The organism is Allobosea sp. TND4EK4, assembly GCF_900156025.1.
Taxonomy (GTDB): domain Bacteria; phylum Pseudomonadota; class Alphaproteobacteria; order Rhizobiales; family Beijerinckiaceae; genus Allobosea.
The window spans coordinates 272053-294805 of sequence record NZ_FTMO01000004.1; the positions used below are offsets into that span (position 1 = coordinate 272053).

At 65.7% G+C, this 22753-nt stretch carries 21 protein-coding genes; 6 read left to right on the forward strand and 15 right to left on the reverse strand.

The features are described from left to right. Positions 1-38: 38 nt before the first annotated feature. Positions 39-1712 carry a formate--tetrahydrofolate ligase gene (locus BW981_RS10605; RefSeq protein WP_076438864.1) on the reverse strand — a complete coding sequence of 558 codons (1674 nt, stop codon included), beginning with the start codon at positions 1710-1712 and terminating at the stop codon, positions 39-41. A 289-nt stretch (positions 1713-2001) separates the two neighbouring features. On the opposite strand from BW981_RS10605, the gene BW981_RS22555 reads away from it, so the two are divergent. Both BW981_RS22555 and gpmI read left to right on the forward strand, forming a co-directional pair. Continuing rightward, positions 2002-3501: a sensor histidine kinase gene (locus BW981_RS22555; protein WP_175624091.1), complete on the forward strand. Its 1500-nt coding sequence runs from the start codon at positions 2002-2004 to the stop codon at positions 3499-3501. Positions 3502-3566: 65 nt separating this feature from the next. Beyond that, on the forward strand, positions 3567-5096 hold the full coding sequence (gpmI, locus tag BW981_RS10615) for a 2,3-bisphosphoglycerate-independent phosphoglycerate mutase (protein WP_244560287.1): 1530 nt from the start codon (positions 3567-3569) through the stop codon (positions 5094-5096). Between the two features lie 64 nt (positions 5097-5160). On the opposite strand, the gene BW981_RS10620 is transcribed toward gpmI, so the two are convergent. The 6 genes from BW981_RS10620 to BW981_RS10645 form a co-directional block, all read right to left on the reverse strand. Continuing rightward, the gene (locus BW981_RS10620; RefSeq protein ID WP_076438870.1) at positions 5161-6039 is read right to left on the reverse strand and encodes an outer membrane protein; all 879 of its coding nucleotides are present in this window, start codon (positions 6037-6039) and stop codon (positions 5161-5163) included. A gap of 146 nt (positions 6040-6185) precedes the next feature. After that, positions 6186-6614 (reverse strand): low affinity iron permease family protein, encoded by a 429-nt coding sequence (locus tag BW981_RS10625; protein ID WP_076438872.1) that lies wholly within the window; start codon positions 6612-6614, stop codon positions 6186-6188. Between the two features lie 66 nt (positions 6615-6680). Continuing rightward, positions 6681-7517 (reverse strand): S-formylglutathione hydrolase, encoded by an 837-nt coding sequence (gene fghA, locus BW981_RS10630; protein WP_076438874.1) that lies wholly within the window; start codon positions 7515-7517, stop codon positions 6681-6683. A gap of 197 nt (positions 7518-7714) precedes the next feature. Further along, on the reverse strand, positions 7715-8827 hold the full coding sequence (locus BW981_RS10635; protein WP_076438876.1) for an S-(hydroxymethyl)glutathione dehydrogenase/class III alcohol dehydrogenase: 1113 nt from the start codon (positions 8825-8827) through the stop codon (positions 7715-7717). 28 nt (positions 8828-8855) lie between these two features. Next, entirely contained in the window at positions 8856-9155 is a 300-nt protein-coding gene (locus tag BW981_RS10640; RefSeq protein ID WP_076438879.1) for a metal/formaldehyde-sensitive transcriptional repressor, read from the reverse strand. A gap of 87 nt (positions 9156-9242) precedes the next feature. Continuing rightward, a complete protein-coding gene (locus BW981_RS10645) occupies positions 9243-9812 on the reverse strand; it encodes an NUDIX hydrolase (RefSeq protein WP_076438880.1) in 570 nt (189 codons plus the stop codon). A gap of 748 nt (positions 9813-10560) precedes the next feature. On the opposite strand from BW981_RS10645, the gene BW981_RS10650 reads away from it, so the two are divergent. Together BW981_RS10650 and BW981_RS10655 are read left to right on the forward strand one after the other, a co-directional pair. Beyond that, complete coding sequence (locus BW981_RS10650; protein WP_210188658.1) at positions 10561-10956, forward strand: endonuclease domain-containing protein; 396 nt, start codon at positions 10561-10563, stop codon at positions 10954-10956. Positions 10957-11396: 440 nt separating this feature from the next. Next, positions 11397-13376, forward strand: a complete 1980-nt coding sequence (locus tag BW981_RS10655; protein ID WP_076438882.1) for a Shedu immune nuclease family protein — start codon at positions 11397-11399, stop codon at positions 13374-13376. 119 nt (positions 13377-13495) lie between these two features. Here BW981_RS10655 and aceB read toward each other — a convergent pair whose 3' ends face one another. Then, positions 13496-15100 (reverse strand): malate synthase A, encoded by a 1605-nt coding sequence (gene aceB, locus BW981_RS10660; protein ID WP_076438989.1) that lies wholly within the window; start codon positions 15098-15100, stop codon positions 13496-13498. Positions 15101-15380: 280 nt separating this feature from the next. On the opposite strand from aceB, the gene BW981_RS10665 reads away from it, so the two are divergent. Beyond that, a complete protein-coding gene (locus BW981_RS10665) occupies positions 15381-16673 on the forward strand; it encodes a vWA domain-containing protein (RefSeq protein ID WP_076438883.1) in 1293 nt (430 codons plus the stop codon). Here the strand turns inward: BW981_RS10665 and BW981_RS10670 are convergent. From BW981_RS10670 to BW981_RS10680, 3 genes are read right to left on the reverse strand one after another with little or no spacing between them, the layout of a single operon-like run. Next, positions 16648-17289, reverse strand: coding sequence for a YfbR-like 5'-deoxynucleotidase (locus BW981_RS10670; protein WP_076438992.1), 642 nt, complete (start codon positions 17287-17289; stop codon positions 16648-16650). The genes BW981_RS10665 and BW981_RS10670 overlap by 26 nt on opposite strands. A 2-nt stretch (positions 17290-17291) precedes the next feature. Next, positions 17292-17936: a DNA-3-methyladenine glycosylase I gene (locus tag BW981_RS10675; RefSeq protein WP_175624092.1), complete on the reverse strand. Its 645-nt coding sequence runs from the start codon at positions 17934-17936 to the stop codon at positions 17292-17294. Next, positions 17933-18820, reverse strand: a complete 888-nt coding sequence (locus tag BW981_RS10680; protein ID WP_076438885.1) for a CAF17-like 4Fe-4S cluster assembly/insertion protein YgfZ — start codon at positions 18818-18820, stop codon at positions 17933-17935. The genes BW981_RS10675 and BW981_RS10680 overlap by 4 nt, the downstream gene beginning before the upstream one ends. Before the next feature lie 258 nt (positions 18821-19078). Between BW981_RS10680 and BW981_RS10685 the strand changes: the two genes are divergently transcribed. Beyond that, positions 19079-20416 (forward strand): dihydroorotase, encoded by a 1338-nt coding sequence (locus BW981_RS10685; RefSeq protein WP_076438886.1) that lies wholly within the window; start codon positions 19079-19081, stop codon positions 20414-20416. 181 nt (positions 20417-20597) lie between these two features. Here the strand turns inward: BW981_RS10685 and BW981_RS10690 are convergent, their stop codons facing one another. The 4 genes from BW981_RS10690 to BW981_RS10705 all read right to left on the reverse strand — a co-directional run bounded on the left by BW981_RS10690 (position 20598) and on the right by BW981_RS10705 (position 22699). Continuing rightward, on the reverse strand, positions 20598-20867 hold the full coding sequence (locus tag BW981_RS10690) for a hypothetical protein (RefSeq protein ID WP_244560288.1): 270 nt from the start codon (positions 20865-20867) through the stop codon (positions 20598-20600). 182 nt (positions 20868-21049) lie between these two features. Next, the gene (locus tag BW981_RS10695; RefSeq protein ID WP_076438888.1) at positions 21050-21484 is read right to left on the reverse strand and encodes a TIGR02301 family protein; all 435 of its coding nucleotides are present in this window, start codon (positions 21482-21484) and stop codon (positions 21050-21052) included. After that, the gene (locus BW981_RS10700; protein ID WP_076438891.1) at positions 21481-21960 is read right to left on the reverse strand and encodes an NUDIX hydrolase; all 480 of its coding nucleotides are present in this window, start codon (positions 21958-21960) and stop codon (positions 21481-21483) included. Before BW981_RS10700 ends, BW981_RS10695 begins: the two co-directional genes overlap by 4 nt. Before the next feature lie 16 nt (positions 21961-21976). After that, complete coding sequence (locus BW981_RS10705) at positions 21977-22699, reverse strand: SDR family NAD(P)-dependent oxidoreductase (RefSeq protein WP_076438996.1); 723 nt, start codon at positions 22697-22699, stop codon at positions 21977-21979. Between the last annotated feature and the right edge of the window lie 54 nt (positions 22700-22753).

Sequence of the window (22753 nt, forward strand, 5' to 3'; positions counted from 1 at the left end):
CTCGGGTCAAGCCCGGGCATGACGGTCGCGAGCCGCCCTCAGAACAGCCCCTCGATCTGCCCCTGGGCATCGATATGGATGCGCTCGGCGGCCGGCTCTCGCGGCAGGCCGGGCATGGTCATGATGTCCCCGCAGATCGCGACGACGAAGCCGGCGCCGGCCGAGAGCCGCAGTTCGCGCAGCGGCACGGTGTGGCCCGACGGAGCGCCGCGCAGCGCCGGGTCGGCCGAGAAGGAGTACTGGGTTTTCGCGACGCAGACCGGCAGGTCGCCGAAGCCGGCCTCCTCCAGCTCGGCGAAACGGGCTTCCAGTTTTGCCGGGACGCTGACGCCTTCGGCGCCGTAGATCTCGCGGGCGACCGTTTCGAGCTTCTGGCGCAGCGGCATCGCATCGGGGTAGAGCGGCGCGAAGTCGGCCTCGCCTTCGTCGGCGAGTGCGGCGACCTTGCGGGCAAGCTCCTCGGTACCGGCGCTGCCGTCCGCCCAATGGCGGCAGATCACGGCTTCGACGCCGAGATGATTGCGGCAGAAGGAGCGGATCAATTCGTGCTCGGCGGCGGTGTCGCTGGTGAAGTTGTTGATCGCCACGATCGGCGGCACCCCGAACTTGCGGATGTTGCCGACATGGCGGGCGAGGTTGGCGAGCCCCGCCTCCAGCGCCTTGAGGTCTTCGCCGCCGAGCGCGTCCCTGGCGAGGCCGCCATGCATCTTGAGCGCACGCACCGTGGCGACGACGACCGCGGCGGCCGGCTTCAGGCCCGCCTTGCGGCACTTGATGTCGAAGAACTTCTCGGCGCCGAGGTCGGCCCCGAAGCCCGCTTCGGTCACGACGTAGTCGGCGAGCTTGAGCGCCGCCTTCGTCGCGATCACCGAATTGCAGCCATGGGCGATGTTGGCGAAGGGGCCGCCATGGACGAAAGCGGGCGTGCCCTCCAGCGTCTGGACGAGGTTCGGCATCAGCGCGTCCTTGAGCAGGACGCTCATGGCCCCGGTGGCCTTGAGGTCGGCGGCGGTGACGAGGCGCTTGTCGCGGGTGCGGCCGATGACGATGCGCCCGAGGCGCGCCTCCAGATCGGCGGCGTCCCTGGCAAGGCAGAAGATCGCCATCACCTCCGAGGCGACGGTGATGTCGAAGCCGTCCTCGCGCGGGAAGCCGTTGCCGGCTCCGCCGAGCGATGAGACGATGGAGCGCAGGGCGCGGTCGTTCATGTCAAGCACGCGGCGCCAGGCGACGTGGCGCGTGTCCAGGCCCAGGCCGTTGCCCCAGTAGACATGGTTGTCGATCAGGGCGGCGAGCAGGTTGTGCGCGCTGGTGATGGCATGGAAGTCGCCGGTGAAGTGCAGGTTGATCTGCTCCATCGGCACGACCTGGGCATAGCCCCCGCCGGCCGCGCCGCCCTTGATGCCGAAGCAGGGGCCGAGCGAGGGCTCGCGCAGCGCGATCATCGTCTTGCGGCCGATGCGCTTCAGGCCGTCGCCGAGGCCGACCGTGGTGGTGGTCTTGCCTTCGCCGGCTGGTGTCGGGCTGATGGCGGTGACCAGGATCAGCTTGCCGTCAGGACGTGATGCGAAATCCGGGATCGCGCCGGTCTCCACCTTGGCGATGAAGCGGCCATAGGGGTTGAGCGCTTCGTCCGGAATGCCGGCTGTCTCGGCGATCGCGGCAATGGGCTTCAGCGTCGCGGCGCGCGCGATCTCGATATCGGTCGGCATCCGTCCCTCGGGTCGATGTGAGGCTCCGTCGCTCCCGGGGCGAAGCCGCGGCGACACTGGCCGAAGGCGTGAGCCTCGCCAAGAGGTTTCAGCAGCGTGGCGGCTGCGATGCACAGCAGAAGCGGCGATGTTCCCGGTCTGTCTTTTGACAGGGGATCCTCTGGCCGATGCTGCTAACCCTGCGGCAAAAGCTGGTGGCGCGCGTCTTGCGGATGAAGGCCACTGGCGGCTACGAAAGATGTGCCGGCAACAGGCGATGACCGATCTCCGTGCCCCCGAGGAAGCGACCATGGATCAGCGGATCTGGCCAGCCGGGGACAGCGCGGTCGCTAACCTCCTGCGCGGCTGGACGGGTGCCGAGACGGCGCTCGGTGCGCCAGCCGACTGGCCGGTGGTGCTGCGCAAGGCGCTCCAGCTGATCCTGCCGTCGCCGTCGCCGATGGTGCTGCTCTGGGGCGAGCAGGCGCTGATGTTCTACAATGACGGCTATGCCGCGATCGCCGGGGCACGGCATCCGCAAATCCTCGGGATGAGCGCCTATGAAGGCTGGCCGGAAGTCGCGGATTACAACCGCGAAGTCGTGACGCGCGTCTTCGCCGGCGAGACCTTGTCCTACCGCGATCTCTCCTTCGTGCTCTATCGCAATGAGCGCCCGGAAGAGGTCTGGCTCGATATCGACTACAGCCCGATCCCCAACGAAACCGGGGTGACCGTGGGTGTACTCGCCATCCTGACCGAGACCACCGAGCGGGTGAAGGCCGAGGAACTGCTGCGCCGGCGCGAGCGGGAACTGGCGCAGGTGCAGAGGATCGGGCGAATCGGCGGGCTGGAAGTCGATCTGCGGTCGGGCTTCCGAAACCGCCGTTCGCCCGAATATCTCACGATCCACGGCCTGCCGCCGGATGCGGCGCAGGAGAGCCATGAGGCGTGGGTCGCGCGGATCCATCCGGAAGACCGCGCCGCCGTCGACAAGCATTTCCGCGATACGCTGGCTGGCGATGCGATGGAGTACCAGGCCGAATACCGGATCGTCAGGCCCTCCGACGGGCAGGTGCGCTGGATCTCGGCGGTTGCGCAGATCGAGCGTGACGCGCAGGGCCGGGCGCAGCGCCTCGTCGGCGCCCATCGCGACGTCACCGAGCGGCGGGAGGCGGAAGCCGAGCAGCGGCTGCTGATGCAGGAGCTGGCCCACCGCGTGAAGAACACGATGGCGATGATCCAGGCCATCGCCTCGCAGACCCTGCGCAGCGCCGCATCGCTGGAGGCCGCCAACGAGTCCTTCACCGCCCGCCTCGGAGCCCTCGCCCGGGCGCATGACCTGCTGGTCAGCGGCCAGCGCGCGGACGCCAACATCGTCGATATCGTGCGCAGCATCATGGGCATCCAGGGCGACAGCAGGCGCTTCGACGTCGAGGGCGGCGATATCGTGCTGGGGCCGAAAGCGGCGCTGGCGCTGACGCTGATCCTGCACGAGCTGACCACCAATGCGGTGAAGTACGGCGCCTTGTCGAATGCCACCGGGCGCGTCGGACTGAGCTGGCGCGTCGACGAAATCGAGGGCGTGCACCAGTTCCGCCTGCGCTGGCAGGAGAGCGGCGGACCGCCGGTCACGCCGCCTTCGCGCAGCGGCTTCGGCTCGCGGCTGATCGCCCGCTCCTTTCCCGGCGCACGGGAAGGGACGGCCAGCGTCTTTCTGCCGGGCGGACTGCTGTTCACGCTCGACGCGCCGTTCGACGCTCTGGCCGGCGGGCGGGAGGAGGGCTTTCTTCCAAGCGCCGCGTCGCCATAGCGCTCGCGTCGGCTGCTCCTGGCGTGGTATCGGCAGCGGGACTTGGTCCAGACAGGGTTCCGCCGATGCCGCCTCGTCCCGTAATGCTGATGATCCTCGACGGCTGGGGCTGGCGCGAGGAGTCCGAGAACAACGCGATCAAGCTGGCCAGGACACCGAATTTCGACCGGTTCTGGGCCTCGTCGCCACGCGCTTTCCTGCGCACCTCCGGCCTCGATGTCGGGCTGCCAGAAGGGCAGATGGGCAATTCCGAGGTCGGCCATCTCAATCTCGGGGCGGGCCGGGTGGTGATGCAGGACCTGCCGCGGATCAACCAGGCGATCACGGACGGTTCGATCGCGCAGGCTCTGGCGGGGAGCGGGCTGATCGCGGCGCTGAAGGCCAGCAGCGGCGCCTGCCATCTGCTCGGCCTCGTTTCACCCGGCGGCGTCCATGCGCATCAGGATCATGCCGTCGCGCTTGCCCGGATCGTCACCGCGCAGGGCATCGCGGTGAAGGTCCACGTCTTTACCGACGGGCGCGATACGCCGCCGCAATCGGCGGCCGATTATGTCAGGACCTTCGAGGCGGCGCTGCCCGCGGGCGCGGCCATCGCCAGCCTTTCGGGCCGCTATTACGCGATGGACCGGGACAATCGCTGGGAGCGCGTCGAGCAGGCCTGGCGGGCGATGGTTCTGGGCGAGGGACAGCGTTTCGCCGATGCGCAGGCCGCGATCGCTGCCGCCTACGCCGGCAACGTCACCGACGAGTTCATCCTGCCGGCCGCGATCGGCAGCTATGACGGCATGAAGGACGGCGACGGGATTCTCAGCTTCAACTTCCGCTCCGACCGCATCCGCGAGATTCTCAACGCGGTCCTGGAGCCGGACTTCGCCGGCTTCGCGCGGCCGCGGGTGCCGCATCTCGCCAAGGCTGTCAGCATGACCTCCTACAGCGCCGAGCTGGACAAGGTGATGCCGGCGCTGTTTCCGCCGCAGACGCTCGGGAACGGGCTGGGCGAGACGGTGGCCAAGGCCGGGCTCAGGCAGATCCGCATGGCGGAGACGGAGAAGTATCCGCACGTCACCTATTTCTTCAACGGAGGCGAGGAGACGCCCTATCCGGGGGAAGACCGGGTGATGGCGCCTTCGCCCAAGGTCGCGACCTATGATCTGCAGCCGGAGATGTCGGCACCGGAACTGACGGCCAAGGCCGTGGAGGCGATCGAGTCAGGCCGCTACGATCTCGTGATCCTCAATTTCGCCAACACCGACATGGTCGGCCACACCGGCATGCTCGCCGCCGCGATCAAGGCTGCCGAGGCGGTGGATACGGGACTCGGGGCCATCGCGGCCGCGGTGCTGCGGCAGGGCGGGGCGCTGCTGGTCACGGCCGATCACGGCAATGCGGAGCTGATGGTCGATCCCGTCACGGGCAAGCCTCATACGGCCCACACGACCAACCCGGTGCCGCTGATGCTGATCGAGGGCCAAGAGCAAGGATCGCAGGCGCACGCCCTGGCCGATGGGCGCCTCGCCGACATCGCGCCGACCCTGCTGGCGCTGATGGGCCTGCCGCAGCCGGCGGAGATGACCGGGCAGTCGCTGCTGCGCTGAGCGCGAACAAAAACGGCGCGGAGATGATCCGCGCCGCTTCGCTGTTCTGATCCGGTTGCCCGGCTCAGTATTTGCGCACCACCGGCGCCGGCGCGTAGGCGACCGGCTCGGGCGTGCCGCAGCAATTCGGATCGCCGAAGTTCCAGCGCATGCCGATGCGGAAATCGTGGCTGTCGATGTCCTTGGCCTTGAGCGGGGCGTAGGTCTCGGCGGCGAAGGCGTTGGTGATCCGGCCCGAGCGGGCATCGCCGAGGTTCAGGTAGCGATAGCCGAATTCGAGGGTCAGGTTCTTGTTCACCTCGTAGCCGACGCCGGCCATCAGGGCCCAGGCGAGGCCGGTCTTGGAGCCGCTGGCGGCGCTGCCCAGCGTCGGCGAGATCGGGCCGTTCGGGTAGTTGGCGTAGACGATGCCCTGGTCGGTCAGCCCTTCGATGCGGTTGTTGGCGAAGCCGATGCCGCCGCCGATATAGGGCGTCAGGCAGTTCCAGGTTCCAAGGTCGATGTAGCCGTTGAACAGCGTGACCAGCGAGGTCAGGTTGCCCTTGTAGGTGTTGGTCTGCGGGCCGCGGGCGAAGGGGTTGTAGATCGTGTCGTTGACGCCGATCGAGGACGAGCCGCGATACTCGCCCGTGATGTCGGCGCGGAACCAGTTGTTGAAGCGATAGCCGATGCCGAGGCCGCCGAAGAAGGCTGCGTTGCTCTTCGAGCCGCCGAAGAAGCTGCCGCCATACTGCGTGACATCATCCTGCTGGTACTTGCCGATGCTCTGGACGCCGACACCGATGTCGCCGCGCAGGTAGACGCCGCTGGTGATCGTGCCCTTGAGGCCGAGCGGCTCCGGGGGCGGGGGAGGCGGAGCGTAGGCGAGGTCGGCGGCCTGGGCCGCTGCGGATGCGCCGAGAGCCAGGGCTCCCGCCAGCGCAAGAGATTTCAGGCTGCCCATGGCAGTGTCCTTCGCGTTTGCGCGGCGCAAAGAACGCAAGGCCGCGCGAGTTACCCAACGCGAAGACGGTGGCAGCAATTTCCTAACCGACACTTAACCTTAAGCGCTAACCTTACTTTTCGCTGAAAGCTCCGACCGGGCTCTTGTCAGGGCTGAGCGGCCGCCTGCGTCGTAGTCTCCCGCGAAGCCTGGCGGGCCTTGCCGGCCAGCGCCTCGAACTCCTTGCGGATCTCCTCGATCTTGTCGGCGTCGAGCTCCTCCAGATCGAGCAACTCGTTGCGCGCGCCCTCGATGCGGTTGATCAGCTCGTCGAGCTTGATCTGCATCGCCGCGGTGTCGCGGTTCTGGCTGTTCTGGATGATGAAGACCATCAGGAAGGTGACGATGGTCGTCGAGGTGTTGATCACCAGCTGCCAGGTGTCGTTGAAGCCGAAGATCGGGCCCGACAAGCCCCAGACCACGATCAGACCTGCCGCGACCACGAAGGTCTGCGGCTTGCCCGCCCATTGAGAGACCGCCTGCGACAGGCGCGTGAAAAACGAGCGGTCGCTCTGCGGCAGTCTGCGCTTGGCCATGATGTGTTCCCCAGCGTGTCGGCGTCTTCACCGAAACGCGAGGAAACGCGGGGCGTTCCCGGCCTGCTAGGCGCTCAAGCGTTCCGCATGCCAGGCAATGTGCTGGGCCATGAAGGTCGAGACGAAGTTGTAGGAGTGGTCGTAGCCCTCCCGCATCGTGAGCTGCAGCGGGATGCCGGCCGCAGCGCAGGCGACCTCCAGCAATTGCGGGCGCAGGCCTTCCTCGAGAAAGCCGTCCGCAGTGCCCTGGTCGACGAGCAGGTCCCGGACGCGATGACCGTCCGCGATCAGCAGCGTCGCGTCATAGGCGCGCCAGCCGGCTTCGTCGGTGCCGAGATATTTCTCGAAGGCGGGGCGGGACCAGCCGGCGGTCGAGGGCTGGCTGATCGGCGCGAAGGCGGAGACTGAAGCGTAGCGGCCGGGGTTCTTCAGCGCCAGCGTGATCGCGCCGTGGCCGCCCATGGAATGGCCGAAAATGCCCTGGCGCGTCATGTCGAGCGGGAAGTTTTTGGTGACCAGTGCCGGCAGCTCGTCGCGGATATAGCTCTCCATGCGGTAGTTCTTGGCATAGGGCTCCTGCGTGGCGTCGAGGTAGAAGCCGGCGCCCGAGCCGAACTGCCAGTTCCCGGGCTCGTCGGGCACGCCCTCGCCGCGCGGGGAGGTGTCGGGGCAGATCACGGCAAAGCCGTTGGCGGCGGCCGCGGCGCGATACTCGCCCTTGTCCATCACGTTCTGATGGCTGCAGGTGAGCCCCGAGAGATACCACAGCACCGGAACCGGGCCCTCCTCCGCCTGATGGGGCAGGTAGATCGCAAAGGTCATCGGGCAGGCGCAGGCCTCGCTGTCATGGCGATAGACGCGCTGCGAGCCGCCGAAGGCCTTCGAGGCCGAGAGGAGTTCCATGGGGCGTTCCTTCTGCTTGCGCGACCTTTGTCATTCCGGGGCTTCGCGAAGCGAAGAACCCGGAACCCATGACCGGGCGATTGTCCCCGGTTGCGTTGTCAAAGGTCACACTGGTCGTGGGTTCCGGGTTCAGCGCTATGCGCTGCCCCGGAATGACAGGGTGTATTGCCCTGCTGATGCGGCGGTAACGCGGCGCCTCAATAGACCACGACCGACCGGATCGACTTGCCCTCGTGCATCAGGTCGAAGCCGTGGTTGATCTCGTCGAGGCTGAGCTTGTGGGTGATCAGGTCGTCGATGTTGATCTTGCCCTCCATGTACCAGTCGACGATCTTGGGCACATCGGTGCGGCCCCGCGCGCCGCCGAAGGCCGTGCCCTTCCAGACGCGGCCGGTGACGAGCTGGAACGGGCGCGTCGCGATCTCCTTGCCGGCCTCGGCGACGCCGATGATGATCGACTCGCCCCAGCCGCGATGGCAGCATTCCAGCGCCTGGCGCATGACGTTGACGTTGCCGGTGGCGTCGAAGGAGAAGTCGGCGCCGCCGCCGGTGAGATCGACGATCGCCTGGACGACCTTGTCGTTGCCGACCTCCTTCGGGTTGATGAAGTCGGTCATGCCGAACTTGCGCGCCATCTCCTGCTTGGCCGGGTTGATGTCGACGCCGATGATCTTGTCGGCGCCGACCATGCGGGCGCCCTGGATCACGTTGAGACCGATGCCGCCGAGCCCGAAGACCACGACATTGGCGCCCGGCCAGACCTTGGCGGTGTAGATCACCGCGCCGATGCCGGTGGTGACCCCGCAGCCGATATAGCAGATCTTGTCGAAGGGGGCGTCCTCGCGGACCTTGGCGAGTGCGATCTCGGGCAGGACGGTGAAGTTGGAGAAGGTCGAGCAGCCCATATAGTGGAACACCTCGCCGCCGTCGCAGGAGAAGCGACTGGTCCCGTCGGGCATTACGCCCTGGCCCTGCGTCGAGCGGATCGAGGTGCAGAGATTGGTCCGGCGCGACAGGCAGGACTTACAGCTGCGGCATTCGGGCGTGTAGAGCGGGATGACATGGTCGCCCGGCTTCAGCGAGGTCACGCCGGCGCCGACCTCGCGGACGATGCCGGCGCCCTCATGGCCGAGGATCGCGGGAAACTTGCCTTCCGAATCCAGCCCGGAGAGCGTGTAGGCGTCGGTGTGGCAGATGCCGGTCGCCATCACCTCGACCAGGACCTCGCCGGCCTTCGGGCCGCCGATCTCGATGGTCTCGATGGTGAGCGGCTTGCCGGCTTCCCAGGCGACGGCGGCGCGGGTCTTCATCGGGCGGTTCCTTCCTCGGTTTCTCGGGTCATTTCAGATAGGGGCGGATCACGCGCATGATCTCGCCGATCTCGGCCGGCTCGCTCGCCGGTGCATGGTCACGGGCGACGTGGTCTCCGCAGGCCTGGCCCATCAGCGTCTCGCGCAGATGGCTTTCCAGCACCTCGGCCATCAGCCCGGTGGCGGCGCCGCGCAGGGCCGAGAGCTGCTGCAGCAGGGCGCCGCAAGGCTCGCCGCGCTCGACGGCGGCGATAAGCGCATCGGCCTGGCCGCGAATGCGCCTGAGCCGCGTCACGGCGCGCTTCTTCTCTTCGGGCGTATGCGGCATCGGCGCTCTGATACTGGGGTGGAGTATCTGCGCACAGTTCTAGGATGCCGGGCCGGAGCCGTCAACGCGGCCGCGATGCCGCAGCCCTCAGCCCGCCGGCGTGAGGCTGCGGATCCGCGCCAGCCCGAGCGGGGCAATGTCGGCGAGTTCGGCCAGCGGCTTCCAGGCGGCGGCATGGACCTCCTCGATCTGGGCGACGAGCGGGGCGTCCGGATCGGCGAGGAAGAGATATTGCAGGTCGTGATGGACATGGGCCGGCTCGCCGCGCGCGGGCTTGCCGGGGACGTCGTGGCTGTCGATGACGAAGGGCAGGTCGCTGTCCCCATGCCAGGGATGCAGCCGCAGCCCCTGCACGCCGGTCTCCTCCAGCGCTTCGCGCGCGGCCGAGGCGTGGAAGCTCTCGGCATCCTCCCAATGCCCGCCGGGCTGGAGCCAGCGGCCGATCACGACATGGTCGATCAGCAGGATGCGGGCATGGTCGGGCGAGAGCACATAGGCGCTGGTGGTGACATGGCCGGGAAAGGTGTCGCGCGAGTCGAGCGCATGGCCTTGATCGATCTGCCAGCGCAGCAGCGAGAGATGTTCGCGCGGGCCGGCCACCTCGGCGCGATAGCGCGCGACGGCGGCGGCGAGGCGGGCGGGGAAGGGCTGGGTCATGGGGTGGGTCTAGCCGATTCGAGGGCGGGTCGGCAGCAGGGCGCCAACCCGGCGCGTCCTGCCCGGGCTCGACCCAAGCATCCCGGGACGAGGCCGCGCCGGAAGCGCGACGCGATCCCCTCCCGCTTGTGGGGAGGGCTTCGCGCTCCGCCCGGGAAGGACGGGCAGGACAAATCCCCGCCCATGCCCCAGGCATGGCGGATGTGACGAGGGGCAGCGGAGCGCCGCGAGGCGCGTGGGTATCAGGTCCGCATCCGTTGAGCCAGGACGCGGCGCGACAGGATTGAGCCACCCGTCGCACGCCCCGTGGCGCTCCGCTTCCGGCGTTCTTCAGTCTCCGGGCCGCGCTTATCGGGCTGGCGTCGCATCCGCTGTTTCGTCCGCCTGGTGGCGCTTTCAGCCGCTGGCGCCGGGTTGCGGGAGGGGCCTGTCCCTCGCCGGCCCGACACGGCCTCGTCGTCCCCTGGCTCGCGAAACCCTTGCGCGCCACCTTGCCGTCCAGCGAGCTCCTCGCGCAGGGGCCGTATTACCCCCAGGGCGGTGCCCCGAAGCCTCCCGAGTCCGGCTTGTGAGACCGGCCGCAGGCGCCGCCCCCACCCCCACCAACGGCACACCTCCGGATGGCTGCCCCTCGGGGATGAGGTGGTGGCAGATTAAGGGCGGTGCGGGAGGCGGGGATTAGTCTTGCGCGGGACGCGCGGGGAACCCCTCTCCCGGATGGGAGAGGGGCAGGGGTGAGGGACCGCCGTTGATCGTCGATGCGATCGGCGGCAGCATCACGGCCATGGCATCCGAACAGCGCCATTTCGCGAGACGACTCCGGCGCCAAGCCACCGAGCCCGAGGACATCCTCTGGTCGCTGCTGCGCAACCGCCGGCTCGACGGGCTCAAGTTCCGCCTGCAGGTTTCGCTGCTCGGCTACACCCTCGATTTCCTCTGCCTCCAGCGCAAGCTCGTCATCGAACTCGACGGCGCCCAGCATGACGCCGAACGCGACCACGACGCGGCGCGCACGCAGGAGATCGAGCGCCACGGCTTCACGGTGATCCGGTTTCGGAATGAGATGGTGCTGAACGACCGCGACGCTGTCATCGCCGCCATCCGCGGGGGGCTCGGAACCTCAACAGAGAACCCTCTCCTGTAAGGAGAGGGCAGGGAGAGGTGTCGGCCGTTTTCCGCTTGAGGCTCAGCATGGCAGCGGTGAGGTCTGCGCCCCGCTGGTCCAGGGGCCGACACCTCTCCCCTGCCCCTCTCCTTACAGGAGAGGGGTTCTTCCAGCGTTTGGTCCAGTTTGGGCGGTGCCCCGAAACCTGCCGAGTTTGGCGTTCAAAGCCAGCCGCATGCGCCGCGCCTTTCCCCGCCAATGACTTGCCTTCCGATGGCCGTCCCGGGGGGTGGAAGGGGGCGGGGATTATTTCGTCGTTCGTACCCGTCATGGTCGCCCTTGTGGCGACCGTCCCAGTCTTAGCTGATTGAAGGTTGCGTTCAAGGCTTGGATGTCGGGATAAGCCCGAACATAACGGGTGGGCCTTCGCCTGATATCTGACTATGAGTATACGGATAAGTGCAACGTTTGGGGATGTTATGGCGCAGCTTTTTAAGCCTGATATGCCGGCGGTGCTGGAACGTACCCATCTTGCTGGACACGCCGACGCTTTCCTGCTGCCTGTCTATGAGGCGGGCTCGAATGCAATCCACTCTTTGCTCGACATCCACGGGGGCGCTAAGATCGCAGCCGAAGGCAAACTTGTGTTCTCGTTTTCCCTAGGCACAACGCCGGAAGAGTTCACCGTTACGATTTCCGACAACGGCTGCGGTCTCGATGACTCAAACTACAAAGCTTTCCTCACACCTTTCACCGGTCACAAACTCAAGCGAGGCGGCAAGGGTTTTGGGCGCTTCGTGGCCTTCAAAGTGTTCAATGACGTCCTTTACCGCTCGAAATCGAAGGGGCCAAATGGCTCTATTGTCACCCGCAATTTCAAGTTCGATGTCTATGCCGACGAAGAGATCATCGATTTAATTGGCGGGAATGGTCCCGAATTCGATACGGGCTGTGCAGTCACTTTCAAGCAAATCAAGCCTTCCTATCATAAGAAGTGGGAAGAGCTGAATGCAGAGCGGATTTTGAATCATCTCTCTAGCAATTTCCTGACTTACCTCGTCGACGGCCGCATGCCCGATACAAGAGTCTTTATTGGCGCAGAGGAGTTCGATCTACGTTCGCATTTCGCAAGCGTCTTTAGCCACGAAAAGACGCACGAGTTCCCGGTTGAGCTCAGAGATGCGTCATATCAATTCAAATGTGATGTATCACGCGTCGCCCGGGGGAAGCCGTTCGCCCGACATGCCCTGATGTTCTTTGCTGATAACCGATTGCTCGGCGCGGGGCGCGCTATTGAAAACAAACTTGGAAAATCAGCGTTCCAGAAATCAGACGGCAGTGAGTACGTTGTAATAGCTAGCTTGTCCGGCGAATTCTTCGACGAAAATGCAAACCAAGCGCGCACCTCATTGGAGGCAAGTGACGATGAGATCCTAGAAATCGTTGATAAAGCCTGCCAAGCGATATTGGCTACAGAAAGCGAACAGCATGATAAGATAAAAAAGGACCAACGCGACGAGGTTGTTCAGTTAATTGCGCGGCATCCCCTATTACGGTATGGGCTTAATGGGATAACGATTGCCGACTACGTGAAGTCAAAGCCAAACAATTGGCGACAAGAGAACTTTGTCTCTGATCTTGCTGTTCAGCGTCTACGCGAAGAGAGGCGCTGGACGAGCTTTGTGCAAACTACCATCGCGAACAAGGAGCTTTTTGCTCAGCGGAAGGCGCAGCTTTTGCAGCGCGTCTCTGATACCTATCGTGACGCTCTTGCCGAATACATTGTGCATCGCAAGGCGGTTATCGAGGTAGCCGATCGCCTTCGAGGCGCGGATGACGCGGGCGATATGACGCGAGAGGACGCATTCCACCAACTGATGTTTCCGCGGCTTACAGATTCTGCGACTACTAAGTATTTCCAACACAATCTTTGGCTACTCGACGAGCGTCTGGCGTTCGTGTCTTACATATCGAGCGACCGCACGCTGCATGGAGGGCGACGCCAGTTAGGCGACAAAGTCACTGACGTCGCATTTTACGATGAGTGTTATGTCGCCGGCGGTCAAGGCAATACCTCCGTGGTTATTGTTGAGTTCAAGCGACCTGGGCGCGATGACTACAGTTTCGGACGCGAGGGGCAGGACCCGGTAAAACAAATACATGACACAGTTGAGTTTATTCGTGAGCGAAAATCATTCGTAACATCTTCTGGTAAGACAATAGATATACCACCTTCGACACCTATCACGGCGATCATTGTTGCGGATATGGAGCCTACTCTGCGAAATTTGGCGCGGCGATACGATTTTGATGAAACGTGGGATAAAAAGGGCCTATTTAAGTACCATGAAGATTTCGATGTTTTTATCGAAATCCTTGGTTTCGATAAATTGATTTCCGATGCCGAGAAGCGCAATGCGGCATTCTTTGAGATACTATTAAACGACATGGGAAATTAGTAGATTATCGATGCTAATTTTGAGCATTCAGATGTTTCGAATGCAATAGATTCCATGCTCGCAATTAGCAGAGGGCGCAGCCTTTCGGCGGCGCCCTTCATTCTCAAACCCTCGCCCCCTCACAGCTTCCCATAGGCCGGTAGCGTCAGGAAATCTTCGAACTGCGGCGCCAGCGAGAGCTCCGAGAACAGGGCGATCGCCTCGGGGAAGCGGCCCTTGTCGTAGGTCTCCGCGCCAAGTTCGGTCTTCACGCGCGCCATCTCCTCGGTCAGGCAGCGCCTGAACAGGTCGGGGGTGACCCTGGTGCCGCCTTCGAGTTCGACGCCATAGCTGACGAACTGCCAGATCTGGGCGCGGCTGATCTCGGCCGTCGCGGCGTCCTCCATCATGTTGTAGATCGGCACCGCGCCGCGGCCGCGCAGCCAGGCTTCGAGATACTGCACGCCGACGCGGATGTTCTCGCGGAAGCCCTCTTCGGTGCGCGTGCCCTGATGGACCTCGAGAAGGTCCTTCGCCGTGACGTTGACGTCCTCGCGCTTCTTGTCGAGCTGGTTGGCCTGCGGCATCAGCCGGTCGAAGACCTCCATCGCGACGGGGACGAGGTCGGGATGGGCGACCCAGGTGCCGTCATGCCCGTTGCCGGCCTCGCGCTCCTTGTCGGCCTTGACCTTGGCAAAGGCGGCGGCGTTGGCCTCCGGGTTGTTCTTGACCGGGATCTGCGCGGCCATGCCGCCCATGGCGAAGGCGCCGCGGCGGTGGCAGGTCTTGATCAGCAGCAGCGAATAGGCGTTCAGGAAGGCCTTCGTCATCACGACCTGCGAGCGGTCGGGCAGGACATAGGCCGGGTTGCGGGCGAGCTTCTTGATGAAGGAGAAGATGTAGTCCCAGCGGCCGCAGTTGAGGCCGGCCATGTGGTCGCGCAGCTCGTAGAGGATCTCGTCCATCTCGAAGGCGGCCGGCAGGGTCTCGATCAGGACGGTGGCCTTGATCGTGCCGGTCTTCAGGCCGAGCGCGGCCTGCGCCGCGACGAAGACGTCGTTCCAGAGCCGGGCTTCGAGATGGCTCTCGAGCTTGGGCAGGTAGAAATAGGGGCCGGAGCCGGCTGCGAGCGCGGCTTTCGCGTTGTGGAAGAGATAGAGCCCGAAATCGACCAGGGAGCCCGAAGCCTCCTCTCCATCAATCAGAATATGCCGCTCCGGCAGGTGCCAGCCGCGCGGACGGATGATCAGCACGGCGGGGTTGGGCTTCAGCGCATAGGCCTTGCCGGTGGTCGGATCGGTGAAGTCGATCGTGTTGGCCCAGCGATCCTTCAGGTTGATCTGGCCCTCGACCATATTGGCCCAGACCGGCGAGGAGGCATCCTCGAAATCGGCCATGAAGACCTTGGCGCCGCAGTTGAGCGCGTTGACGATCATCTTGCGGTCGACCGGGCCGGTGATCTCGACGCGGCGGTCCTGAAGGTCGGCGGGGATCGGCGCCACCGTCCAGTCGCCCTCGCGGATATGGCGGGTCTCGGCCAGGAAGTCCGGCGTCTCGCCGGCGTCGAAGCGCTTCTGACGCTCGGCGCGCAGCGCCAGCAGCCGCTTGCGCGTCTCGTTGAAGCGGCGGTGCAGCTCGGCGACGAAGGCGAGCGCGTCATGGCTCAGCACCTCGTCGAAGCGAGGCTGGACGGCGCCTTTGACAGCGACGCCGGTCGGCAGGTCGAGAACAGGCGTTCCGGTCATGGTCATCCTCCGCATCGGGTGAAGCCATGCTCTCCCAAATCGATTGTTCCCGAAATGCCCGATTTCGGCGATCACTTGTTCCATATCGGAAAAGATGCGCGTGCAAAGACGGGGGTTCGGATCGCGCCGCAGCGCCGATTCAGACTGCGCTCGGGCCGCTGCATCGGCGGATTTTCACTCAAAATGCATAGATGCAGCGAGATTCTGCGGATCGGCTTCAGCAATTCGTAAGCCGGCGGCCTCATGGCTAAGGCCGAACGTGCCCTTCGGGATCAAGACCATGTGCAAGAGAGGCCTCTTCCGCCGCTGGCTCGCCCGCTTCCGCGACGATCAGCGCGGCAATGTCATCATGATCTTCGGGCTCTCGCTCGTCCCGCTGATGGGCGTGATCGGCGTAGCGGTGGACTACTCGCGCGCCAGCCGGGTACGGCAGACATTGTCCTCCGCCGTCGATTCCGCGGCGCTGATGGCGGCCCGCGACGCGCAGACGCTGACGGACGCCCAGCTCACCGACCGCATCAACAACTGGCTGAAGGCCAACCTGCCGGCGGACGTTCAGGACCAGTTCACGGGCGCCACCGTGGCGATCGATCGCAAGGCGCGGACCGTCAAGATCGTCGCGAACGGGAATGTCCCCGCGACGGTGGCGCAGGTCCTCGGCACGACCAATCTGCCCGTCTCCACCATGAGCCAGTCGACCTGGGGCACGAACACGATCGAGCTCGCGCTGGTGCTGGACAACACCGGCTCCATGTCGTCGAACAACAAGATGACGGCGCTGAAGCAGGCATCCAAGGATCTCGTGAAGATCATGCAGGACGCCACGCAGGAGACGGACCAGATCAGGATCTCGATCGTTCCCTTCGCCACGCAGGTCCGGATCGACCGCAGTTTCCAGAACGAGCCGTGGATGCGATATGGCGCGACGCGAAATTGCAAGCAGGTCTGGAACTACCAGACCTGGCAGTACGAACAGCAGTGCGAAACCATGACCAAAGCGACCTGGGCCAAGTCGACCGGGGGCTGCATCCAGGACCGGGACCAGAGCTACGACACGAACGACAGTTACTCTTTCGGTTCCCAGGATCAGCAATACCCGGCCTATTGGTGCGCCGTGTCCTCGCTGGCTGAGATCATGCCGCTGACATCCAACTGGAGCGCTTTGAATTCGCGCATCGACGCGATGACTCCGAGCGGCAACACCAACGTCACCATCGGTGCGGTCTGGGGCTGGACAACGCTGTCGCCGAACGCCCCGTTTACCGAGGCGAAGCCTTATGGCGAGCCGCGGCTGAAGAAATACATGATCCTGCTGACCGACGGCGACAACACGCAGAACCGCTATACCTCGAACCAGTCCCAGATCGACAGCCGGACGGCGCTGGCCTGCACCAATATCAAGGCCAGCGGCATCCAGCTCTACACGATCCGCGTCATGGACGGGAACGCGACATTGCTGCGCAACTGCGCGTCCTCGGCCAATATGTACTATGAGGTGACATCGGCCTCGCAGCTCAGCCCGATCTTCAAGTCGATCGCCGCCGAGATCAGCCAGGTCCGCCTGACGCAGTGAGTTCAGCCGGCGCCGGCAGGCCGGACAGGGCTGCGCAGCGCGCCAGGAAGTGCGCCTGCGCCGCCTCGGTCTCCAGCGGATCGAGCCAGGCGAGCACGTCGGCCGGCAGCGCCTTGGGGCGGCCGAAATAGGTCAGCGCCTCCTCCCGCGAAAAGCCCGCCAGACGTGTTGCCTCGAAGAAGGCGGCGATGGTGTCGGCCTCCTTCGTCTTCTTCTTCAGGATGGCCGGCGTCGTCGCCGGCAGGCCGAAGCGCAAATGGATCGCCGTGAGCAGGCGCAGTTCCACGCTCTTGTAGGCGTCGCCCATCACCACCTTGAACGGCGAGATCATGTCGCCGATGACATATTCGGGCGCGTCGTGCAGCAGGGCCATCAGGCGCCAGCCATCGCTCCAACCGGGGTTGAGGTGGCTCGCGATCGCCTCGACCAGCAGCGAGTGCTGCGCGACAGAGAAGGAATGGGCGCCGCGCGTCTGCCCGTTCCAGCGCGCGACGCGGGCGAGACCATGGGCGATGTCCTCGATCTCGACATCGAGCGGGGAGGGGTCGAGCAGGTCGAGCCGGCGGCCGGACAGCATGCGCTGCCATGCGCGGGGCGGGGACGGCGTACGGGCCATCGTCAGGCGGCCGGGCGCACGTCGCGCGCCAGGGCGGCGCATTCCTCGTAGCGGAAGCAGCCGGTGAGGTGATCGTTGACCAGCCCGCAGGCCTGCATGAAGGCATAGACGATCGTCGGGCCGCAGAAGGTGAAGCCGGCCTGCTTGAGCTCCTTCGACATCGCCTCGGAGAGCTTCGTCTGGGCGGGGACCTGCCCTTGCGTGCGGAAGCTGTTCTGCAACACGCGGCCGTCGAGATGCTTCCAGAGGAAATCGGCGAAGGGCTCGCGCTCGCTGATCCTGAGATAGGCCTGGGCGCTCCTGATCGTGCCCTCGATCTTGCCGCGATGGCGGATGATGCCGGGGTCGGCGAGCAGGCGGGCGACATCGGCCTCGCCGAAGCGCGCCACGACCTCCGGCTCGAAGCCGGCGAAGCCGGCGCGGAAGGCGTCGCGCTTGCGCAGGATCGTGATCCAGGACAGGCCGGCCTGGAAGCCGTCGAGGATCAGCTTCTCCCAGAGTGCACGGGAGTCATATTCGGGCACGCCCCATTCGGTGTCGTGATAGGCAAGATAGAGCGGGTCGGTGCCCGGCCAGCGGCAGCGGAACTTGCCGTCCGGCCCTTCGATGGCGATCCGCTCTTCGCTCACGGCCATGCTCTCGCTCATGCGGCGGCTCCGAAGCCCGGCTCGCCGGGGAAGGGGAAACGGATGAAGCCTGGCTTTTCGGCGAGATGGAACGCCAGCCCGCCCCCCAGCGGCGTCTCGCCCGCAGCGAGCGCATCCGCCAGCCGGTCGAGCCTCAGCATCGCAAGCGCCTTGCCGTCCGCCGTGGAGCCGATGGCGCCGAGGACCTTGCCGCCCGCCACGGCCTGGGCGCCCGTTTCCGTCGCGACGCCCTGATCGAACAGCACGGGCACGACGCGCGTGCGGGCTGTGCCACGGTGCTGCATCCGCGAGACCACCTCCTGCCCGATATAGCAGCCTTTCTTGAAGGAAACGCCGCCGAGCTGGTCGAGCAGCGCCTCATGCGGAAAGGTGTCGCCATAGGCGAAATCGCGCCCGCCGGCCGGCACGCCCAGCCCGACACGGCGGGCGTGATAGCTTTCGGCCCCGGCGTCGATGAGGCTTTCGACGCCCGCCACATCGACGACCGCCCGCTGGCCAAGGGCGGGCAGGCGCGGATCGTCATAGACAAGGCCCGCTTCCGCGGGCAGCGGCGCGCCATCGGCCGAGGCGAGCACGGCGCTCCGCTCCGTGAGGTCTTCGAGCGCGACCTTGGCGCGCAGCTTGTAGAGTTTCAGGCGTTTCATCAGATCGGGAATCTGGAGCAGGGGCGTGTCGAGCAGGAAGCCGCCACCATCCTCTTCGGACAGGGCGACGATCAGGAAATCGCAGATGATCTTGCCCTGCGGAGTCAGCAGCGCGCCGTAACCGGCATGGCCAGGCGTCACCGCCTCCATGTCGTTGGTGACGAGGTTCTGCAGGAAGTCGCGCGCCTCCTCGCCGCTGACGCGGATGATGCCGCGGTCGATCAATCGGGTGGCGGACATGGTTTCGGACTCCTGCGGGCAGGGGCGATAGGTAGGCGCATCGCTCCGTCTTCTCAACTCGCGTCGGCGCACGGTTTCGGCTAATCGCGTTGCATCCGTTCAACCGCGCCGTCATCCCGGGCGACCGAAGGGACACCCGGGATCCATGCCAGAACGGTTCAGGCATGGATCCCGGATCGGCGCCGCTTTCGCGGCTTGTCCGGGATGACGGCGTGGTTCCGCATTTCCTTTGCAAAGCAACCCACCGGGAGCCCCGCCATGCCGCAGATTTTCGACGTGATCCTCAAGGGCGGCACGGTGGTGAATCAGGACGGGCGGGTGCAGCGCGACCTCGGCATCGTCGGCGGGAAGATCATGGCGCTGGGCGATCTCTCGATGGCCTCGGCCGGGGAGGTGGTGGATTGCACGGGGCTGCACATCCTGCCCGGCGTGATCGATTCCCAGGTGCATTTCCGCGAGCCGGGGCTCGATCACAAGGAGGATCTGGAGACCGGCTCGCGCGCGGCGGTTCTGGGCGGCGTCACAACCGTCTTCGAGATGCCCAACACCATTCCCCAGACCACGAGCCCCGAGGCGCTGGCCGACAAGATCGCGCGCGGGCGGCACCGCATGCATTGCGACTTCGCCTTCTGGGTCGGCGGCACGCATGAGAATGTCAGGGACGTGCCCGATCTTGAGCGCCTGCCGGGCGCGGCCGGGATCAAGGTGTTCATGGGCTCCTCGACAGGCGATCTGCTGGTCGAGGACGACAAGGGCGTCGCCGAGATCCTGAAGCGCACGCGCCGGCGCGCCGCCTTCCATTCCGAAGACGAGATGATGCTGCGCGAGCGGATGAACCTGCGGGTCGAGGGCGATCCGTCGAGCCACCCGGTCTGGCGCTCGCCGGAGGTGGCGCTGACCTGCACGAAGCGGCTGGTCCGCATCGCGCGGGAGACCGGGGCGCGTGTCCACATCCTGCACATCTCGACGGGCGAGGAGATGGTCTTCCTCAGGGATCACAAGGATGTCGCGACGGTCGAGGTGCTGCCGAACCATCTGACGCTGGTGGCGCCCGATTGCTATGAGCGGCTCGGCACCTATGCCCAGATGAACCCGCCGATCCGCGACGACAGCCACCGCCAGCGCATCTGGTGGGGCGTCGAGCAGGGCATCGTGGACGTGCTGGGCTCCGACCATGCGCCGCATACGCATGAGGAGAAGCACCACGCTTATCCCGCCAGCCATTCCGGCATGCCGGGCGTGCAGACGCTGGTGCCGATCATGCTCGACCATGTGAATGCCGGGCGGCTGACGCTGGAGCGTTTCGTCGACCTGTCGAGCGCCGGGCCGCAGCGCATCTTCGGGCTGGAAGGCAAGGGGCGGATCGCGGTCGGCTACGATGCCGATTTCACCATCGTCGACCTCAAGCGCCGCGAGACGATCACCAACGCCTGGGGCGCCTCGAAATGCGGCTGGACGCCCTATGACGGCGTCACCGTGACCGGCTGGCCGGTCGGCACCTATGTGCGCGGCCAGAAGGTGATGTGGGAAGCCGAGATTGTGACGCCATCGCAGGGCGAGCCGGCGCGCTTCCTGGAAGCGCTGCCGCAGGGCTGAGCAGGCCCGGCGACGGCTTGCCCATTCTCCCGGGAACCATTCGGTCATCCCGGACAAGCGGCAAAGCAACGCAGCTCCGGAATCCATTGTAGAGCCTTGCGCCCTTCGATGGGTCCGGGGTCAAGCGTGGGGCGAGAAATTGGGGGGCGAGAAATCCGATTCGGATTCTCAGGCCGCGTCTCTAGTGCCGCGTACCGCTGGTGAAGGCCCCGCAGCGGATCTTCTCCGGCAGCGCCTCGGCGAACACCGCGGTGGCTTCCTCGCCATAGGTCTCGACGAGGGTGCGCAAGCCCGCGAACAGAGCAGCGTGGGCGACGGCGTCGGAATCGAGCCCGTCCTGCTGCGCCTCCGCGAAGGCGTCCTCGACATAGCCATAGGCAACGCGGCGCGCATCGCCGTGATCATCGGCCAGATTCGGGTCGAGCATCGAGTCTTCGGGCTGGATTGACATCAAAAGGGTCTCTGCGGCCTTCGATCTGATGCGAATCGCGGCGGTTATGCCCCGGATCGCGACGGTTGAGCGACCCTAAAAGCTTAGGACGTGCCAGTGCGGCACGCCAGCGCGGTGTTTAAGAAAGGTTAACGCGACCGGACGAATGCGCCTGAGCCGCGCATTCCGGCAACAGCTGTTGCCTATCCGCCATAGCGGCCGGCGAGGGCCCGCGACAACTGCTCGCCCTCTCCCGCCAGCCGCGCGGCGGCCTCCTGGCTGGCATCGGTGCAGGACCGATGCGTCAGCGCATAAGCCTTGAAGCCGCGGTTGAACGCGGCCGTCAGGCGGTTGCGGCGTTGCGGCGTGCGGCCCTCTGCCTCGACGAGGGCGGTCATGCGGTCATGCCAGTGCTGCGCCTCCGCAGCGCCGCAGAGCGTGCGCAGATAGGCCAGCGACCCGATGATTTCCGACAGCTTGAGCAACTGCGGTTCGTAGACCGGCCCCTCCGGCTCGGCCGGAGGGGGCTCCTGCCTTGGAGGGACTGGCTTGGCAGGCGCCGCCGGTCTCGGCTGCGCCGTTGCGCCCAGCGGCGCCAAGGCGAGCAGGATGGCGGCGATCAGCGCGCCTCGCTTCATGAGCCGTCCGCCGCCAGGAAGAGGCGGTGGGCCTGCCTCAGCACCTCGCCGAGCTCGCGCGTCGTGGCGAGCCCGCCGAGCTTCAGCGGATCGGCCCACATGATCGCCCCGGCTTCGGGCCCCGGCTTCGGCTCGCCGGAGAGCCAGGCGCCGACGAAGGAGGCGACGACGAAGTGATGGGTGATCGCGCCCGAGCCGTCGCGCCCGAAAATCTCGACATGACGGTTGAAGCCGAGGATGCGGGCGCTGACGCCGACCTCCTCCTCCAATTCGCGCAAGGCGGCCTGCTCGAGCGTCTCGCCGGCCTCGACCTTGCCGCCCGGCAGGGACCAGAGCCGATCGGCGGGTGGCTTCGTGCGTGTGGCGAGCAGGACCTTCCCGTCCCGAAAGACGGCGACCGATGCCGCGAGCACCGGCCGGGCCGCGGCCTTACCCGTCGAGGGAAAGCGAATGACCTGGCCGCCGCCGGAGCTCATCGGGACAGCGCGCCGATCAAACGTGCTGCCCGCCATTGATATGCAGCTCCGAGCCGGTGACGTAGCTCGAGGCATCGGTGCAGAGGAAGTAGATCGCCTTGGCGACCTCGTCGGTCTTGCCGAGGCGCCCCAGAGGCAAGGTCGCGACGATCTTTTCGGTGCCGGGCGAAAGGATCGCGGTGTCGATCTCGCCGGGCGAGATCGAGTTCACGCGGATCCCGAACGGGCCGAAATCGGCGGCCATCTCGCGGGTCAGGCTGGCGAGCGCCGCCTTCGAGGTCGCATAGGCGGCTCCGGCGAAAGGATGAACGCGGGAGCCCGCGATCGAGGTGACGTTGACGATGGCGCCCTTCGCCGCGGTGAGCTCGTCGAGCAGGCCACGCGCCAGCATGATCGGGGCGAAGAAATTGACCTGGAAAACCTTGTGCCAGTCGTTGAAGGAGGTGGTGGCGGCGCCGAGCCGGCTGCCATCGCGCCCCTTGGGCGAGATCCCGGCATTGTTCACCAGCGCATGCAGCTTTCCGCCCTCGACCTGCAGGCGCTTCTTGATCTCGGCGATGCCGCGCATCGTGTCCTCGGGGTCTCCGAGATCGATCTGGACGTGGTCGTCCGCGCCGGAGGGCCAGGGACATTTGTCGGAGAAGGCCTGCCGGGAGCAGGACAGGATGCGCCAGCCCGCCATGGCGAACTCCATCACCGTCGCATGACCGATGCCGCGGCTGGCGCCCGTCAGCAGCATGACCGGGCGCTGGCCGGGTTCCGTCTTGGGGAAATCGAATTTGGGCATCGCCAT